This window comes from Streptomyces durbertensis, assembly GCF_014156695.1.
Classification (GTDB): domain Bacteria; phylum Actinomycetota; class Actinomycetes; order Streptomycetales; family Streptomycetaceae; genus Streptomyces; species Streptomyces durbertensis.
Map to the genome: position 1 here is coordinate 1 of NZ_WMLF01000389.1, position 5,189 is coordinate 5,189.

Below are 5,189 nucleotides of genomic sequence, written 5' to 3' on the forward strand. Positions count from 1 at the left end.
GAATCACCGGCTTCCACCGGGGCCCGGCGGCCGTCGTCGAGCCCGCCGGTCCGCCGGCGCCCGCCACGGCGAACGGCCACCGCACCACCCCGCTCATCCCACCGCCACCGCCCCTGGACATCGCGTCGGAGGGCGAGCGGCCGCGGTTGCCGCGGCGCCGCAAGCAGCAGCACCTGGTACCCGAACTGCGCACCGACCCGCCGGCCAGGACCCACCAGGAGGAGGAGTTCAGCTCGCACGACCCGGGCCTGATGGCCGCCTTCCGGCGCGGCGCCAGCCTGGCCGACGACACCGACGACCTGTAGGGCCCGCACCGACCATCCGCCCGACCGGCACCGCGCGACCGACGTCGCCGGTCGGCAAGCACGGGCCCAGACCCCGGCAACCCGCCGGACATCCGCAGGCCTTGGCAGGGGACGCCCGAGCCCGGCCCACATCCCAAGGAGAAGAACGCGACATGGTGAGCGAAGCTCCCGTAGGCCACAGCACCGACCTTTCCTGGCTGCTGAACGGCCTGGTGCAGAGAGTTCCGCATTCCCGCAGCGCCCTGCTGCTGTCGTCGGACGGCCTGGTGAAGGCCGTGCACGGTCTGGACGGCGACACGGCCGACCACCTGGCCGCCCTGTCCTCGGGGCTGTACTCGCTGGCGCGCAGCGCCGGCGTGCGGTTCGGGGAGGGCGGCGAGGTGCGACAGGTGGTGGTGGAGTTGAGTACCAGCCTGCTGTTCGTCTCGACGGCGGGCCAGGGAGCGTGCCTGGCGGTGCTCGCCAGCGCCGAGGCGGACGCCGCGGTGCTCGGCTACGAGATGGCGATGCTCGTCAAGAGCGTACGGCCCTATCTGGGCACACCGGCCAGGCAGCCGGCGGGGCAGTGAGACGATGCCCGAACCCGAGAAAGGGCCGTGGCTGGACGGCGACGCGGGCCGCCTGGTCCGGCCGTACACGGTCAGCGGCGGACGGACCCGGCCCACCGGCCGGTTCGACCTGCTGACGATGGTCATGGCCACCGGCAGCCGGCCGCACAGCAACCAGCTCGGCCCCGACCACGCCCAGGTGCTCGGGCTGTGCGGGGGGCCCACCTCGGTGGCGGAGATCGCCGCGCACATCAGGCAGCCGGCCGTCGTCACCAAGGTGCTGCTCTCGGACCTGCTGGAATGCGGCGCCGTCACCACCCGGGAGCCGGCGCTGCTGGGCCCGGATCCCACCGATCGAGACCTGCTGGAGGCGGTGTTGCATGGACTTCGCAAACGACTCTGATCCCCTTCCGACAGCGGTGAAGATCCTCATCGCCGGCGGGTTCGGAGTGGGCAAGACGACGTTTGTCGGCGCCGTCAGCGAGATCGAACCGCTCAGCACCGAGGAGCTGCTGACGCAGATCAGCGCCGCCACCGACAGCCTGGAGGGCGTCGAGGCGAAGTCCACCACCACGGTCGCCATGGACTTCGGGCGGATCACCCTGAGCGACCGCCACATCCTGTACCTCTTCGGCACCCCGGGCCAGGAGCGCTTCTGGTTCATGTGGAACGAGTTGTGCGAGGGCGCGCTCGGCGCGGTGGTGCTGGCCGACACACGCCGGCTGGAGCACTGCTTCGCCGCCGTGGACTTCTTCGAACGCCGGAAGATGGGCTTTGTCGTCGCGGTCAACGAGTTCGACGGCGCGTACCGCTACTCGGCGGACGAGGTGCGCGCGGCCATAGACCTCAGGCCGGAGGTCCCGGTGGTCATGTGCGACGCCCGCCACGCCAGTTCCACCACGCAGGTCCTTGTCACGCTTGTCCAGTACCTGATCGAGAGCAGGAGCCAGTATGCCCCCGATGTCCTACGACCCCACCAGTCATCTGCTCCTCACTCCTGAGGACAGGGAGGCGCCCGCCCGGGTGGTGCGGCTGCGCGAACTCGGCATCGGGGACGCCCCGGTGGCGGAGTTCGACGAGTTCGCCCGCAAGCTCGCCCGGGTGACGCAGGCGCCCTACGCGATGGTCAACTTCATCGACGAGCACCGCCAGTACTTCGCGGGCCTCTACACCAGGGGCGAGGACCAGGCCGTGGAGCTGGGCCCGGCGCCGGAGCACGCCAGGCCGGGCCGGGTGATGGCCAGGGACCATGGCTACTGCCCGCACGTGATCGTGCGGCGCAAGGCCCTGGTGCTGGAGGACGTCTGCGACTACCCGCGGTTCGCGGGGAACCCGGTCGTGGACGAGATCGGCATCCGCTCCTACCTGGGGGCGCCGCTCATCGACCGCACGGGCATGGCGCTCGGCACGGTGTGCGTGGTGGACCAGGAGCCGCGCCCGTGGGGCCGCCAGGGGCTGGAGACCATCAAGTCGATGGCAGCCGAACTGGTCGAGCAGATCCACCGGCGGGAGCACGGCGCCTGAGGGCCTGGAACGGACCCGGCGGCGGTCCCGGTCAGCTGACCGGGACCGGCTCCCGGCGTACCACGTCCGAGAGTCTGCGGGACCACTGCCCCTTGTCGGTGCCGAGCGCGAACTCGGCGAGCCGCAGCCGCTGGACGTCCGAGGTGCCGGCGGGCGCGAAGATGTGGTGCGCGTCGCGCAGCAGCCGCTCGATCGGCCGGTCGGTGAAAAGTCCTGCCGCCGCGTGGATCTCCATCGCCTCCCGCGCCGAGTCCAGCGCGTACTCGACGTTGACCAGCTTGGCGTTGATCAGCTCCGCGTCACAGGGCAGGCCGTGGTCCAGCAGGTGCACGGCGTGGTACGCGGCCAACCGGGCGGTCATCAACCGGGAGTTCATCTGGCCGAGCTTCAGCTTGACCGGCGCCAGGTCGGCCAGCGGCGCGCCGTACCGCTCTCGTCCGGCGCAGAAGCGCGCCGTCTCCTCCACGATCGCCCGGTGGATGCCCAGCGAGACGGCCGTCAGGTTCGCGCGCCCGTACAGGACGCTGGAGGAGTAGGCGACGGCCAGCCCGTCGCCCTCGCGGCCGAGCAGGTTCGAGGCGGGTATCCGGCAGTCCTCGAAGCGCAGTTCGCCGAAGCTGAAACCGTGCAGCCCCATGGCGGGCTGCTGGGGTCCGACGGAGAAGCCCGGCCGGTCGGACTCCACCAGGAAGGCGGACAGTCCGCGTGAGCCGGGCCCGGTGCGCACCACGACGCCGTGCAGGTCCCCGACGTGGCTGTTGCCGACGTAGACCTTGGAGCCGTTGAGCACGTACTCGTCGCCCTCCCGCACGGCGGTGCTCTCCATGCCGAGGACGTGGCCGCCCGACTGCGGCTCGGTCACCGCGATCGTGGGCAGGCACTCGCCGGCCGCCACCGCGGGCAGCCAGGTCTTCTTCTGCTCCTCGTCGCCGAAGTGCACGATCTTGGCGACGCCGAGCTGGGAGGCCTGCACCATGGCGCCCATCGCGCCGCTCACCCGGGACAGCTCCTCGATGACCACCGTCTTGGCGAGATGCCCCTCGCCCATCCCGCCGTAGGCGCGGGGGATGGTCACGCCGATCCATCCCTGGCGGGCGATCAGCCGGGACAGGTCCACGCACACGGACCGCCCGGCCTCCATCCCCGCGACCCGTGGCGCCACCTCGCGGAGTGCGAACTCCCGCACCCGTTCCCTCAGTTCCTCGTGCCGTTTGCTGGTGAAGTAGGGATCCATCACTTGCCCTTCCGCGTCGCGCTCCCCGCGTGCCTGCCAGGCGGGGGTGGTGCTTGGGCAGCAGCGGCCCTGTCCCGTCGGCCGAGTGGGAGTCGGCTGCGCCCGACCCCTGCGTCGTGAACATCGTGTCCAGCGGCTCGACCGTGGGGAACGCGATCCGGAAGGTTGTCCTGAAACCCCTTCCTGCTCGATCCGGATCGCTTTGTGCCGGGCAGGGCCCGAGCTTGTCGACTGGGTGACCGTGAGTGGGGGTCCCAGCAGCATTACCCAGTGGCATAACCCCGTCACCCTGGAGCAACGGCTCAACTGGAACGCGCTGGCGCACTTCGGGGGCGTGCGTTTGGGGGATTCGCGCCCCGGTGGGTGTGGCGCGATCTCGTCGCACCACCGTCACACCTCGGCCACCCCGGCGAACGGTTGGCCCCGGGATGTCCCCGGCAGGGCGTAACGTGTTGTCATCAACAGGCGACGAACAGCCATGACCCGTGCCCGAACCGGGAATCGATACCCGGTGTCGGACGACTCGTCGGGTTCGTCGAGAAGGGCGCGCGCCGCGTGCCGCACAGGGCCGGCAGGAGGAGGGCGACAGGTGGAGCAGGTGCCGGGAGTGGCCGAGGAGCTGATGCAGGCGGCGGACGGCACGCCGCTGGCCACCTACAGCTGGCGCCCCCGCGGCGGCACTCCCCGGGCCCTCGTCCTCGTCGCCCACGGGGCCGCCGAACACGCCCGCCGCTACGAGGACTTCGCCCGCCACCTCACCGCGCACGGCTACGCGGTGGTCGCCTGCGACCACCGCGGGCACGGCGGCACGGCCCGGTACACCGGCGGCCTCGGCGCCGCCGGCGAGGACGCCTGGCGCTGGATCGTGCGCGACCTGCACACGGTCGGCGAGCGGGCCCGCGCCGAGTTCTCCGGCGTCCCCCTGGTGCTGATGGGCCACAGCATGGGCGCCCAACTCGCCAGGGACTACGCCCAGGAGTACGGCGAGGAGTTGGCCGGGCTCATCCTCACCGGCACCTTCCGCTCGCTGCCCGGCTGCGAGACGGAGTCGGTGGTGCGCTCGCTGAGTGCCGAGATCGAGAAGGTGGGCAGGAACGCGCCCTCGGGCTTTGTCACCGACCTGTTCGGCTCGCTCGGTGCGGCCTTCGAACGGCGCACCGGCTTCGAATGGCTCTCCCGCGACCCGGCCCAGGTCGACCGCTACGTCGCCGACGAGTGGTGCGGCTTCCCCTTCGGCGCCGGGCTGAGCCTGGACTGGGTGCTCGGCTCCCGGAAGATCAACGACCCGGACCATTTCCACCGCATTCCGCGCACCCTGCCCGTGCACATCGCCGTCGGCGACCAGGACCCGTGCCACCAGCGCATGACGCTGGTCTACGAACTGCTGGAGGACTTCCGCCACCTGGGCACCCGGGATCTCAGCTGGCGGGCCTACCCCCAGGCCCGCCACGAGATCCTGAACGAGACCAACCGCGCCGAGGTCCACGCCGACCTGCTGCGCTGGCTCGACCAGCGCCTGGGCTGATCGCCCCGCCCCGCGGCACCCCGCCCCAGGCCGTGCCGCGGGGCGGGGCGATC

General features: G+C 71.6%; 6 protein-coding genes and 1 pseudogene. 6 read left to right on the forward strand and 1 reads right to left on the reverse strand.

Going from position 1 to position 5,189, the window contains the following annotated elements:
* The 5 genes and pseudogenes from GL263_RS21005 to GL263_RS21025 form a co-directional block, all read left to right on the forward strand.
* Positions 1–305, forward strand: a pseudogene (locus GL263_RS21005) (ATP-binding protein); the annotation flags it as partial.
* 152 nt (positions 306–457) lie between these two features.
* Positions 458–874 (forward strand): roadblock/LC7 domain-containing protein, encoded by a 417-nt coding sequence (locus GL263_RS21010; RefSeq protein WP_182857294.1) that lies wholly within the window; start codon positions 458–460, stop codon positions 872–874.
* A gap of 4 nt (positions 875–878) precedes the next feature.
* The gene (locus GL263_RS21015; protein ID WP_182857295.1) at positions 879–1,256 is read left to right on the forward strand and encodes a DUF742 domain-containing protein; all 378 of its coding nucleotides are present in this window, start codon (positions 879–881) and stop codon (positions 1,254–1,256) included.
* Positions 1,234–1,854 carry a GTP-binding protein gene (locus GL263_RS21020; protein ID WP_182857296.1) on the forward strand — a complete coding sequence of 207 codons (621 nt, stop codon included), beginning with the start codon at positions 1,234–1,236 and terminating at the stop codon, positions 1,852–1,854. Before GL263_RS21015 ends, GL263_RS21020 begins: the two co-directional genes overlap by 23 nt.
* Entirely contained in the window at positions 1,814–2,377 is a 564-nt protein-coding gene (locus GL263_RS21025) for a GAF domain-containing protein (protein ID WP_182857297.1), read from the forward strand. Before GL263_RS21020 ends, GL263_RS21025 begins: the two co-directional genes overlap by 41 nt.
* Positions 2,378–2,408: 31 nt before the next feature.
* Here the strand turns inward: GL263_RS21025 and GL263_RS21030 are convergent, their stop codons facing one another.
* On the reverse strand, positions 2,409–3,611 hold the full coding sequence (locus tag GL263_RS21030) for an acyl-CoA dehydrogenase family protein (protein ID WP_182857298.1): 1,203 nt from the start codon (positions 3,609–3,611) through the stop codon (positions 2,409–2,411).
* 622 nt (positions 3,612–4,233) lie between these two features.
* On the opposite strand from GL263_RS21030, the gene GL263_RS21035 reads away from it, so the two are divergent.
* Positions 4,234–5,136 (forward strand): alpha/beta fold hydrolase, encoded by a 903-nt coding sequence (locus GL263_RS21035; protein WP_194377758.1) that lies wholly within the window; start codon positions 4,234–4,236, stop codon positions 5,134–5,136.
* Positions 5,137–5,189: the final 53 nt, after the last annotated feature.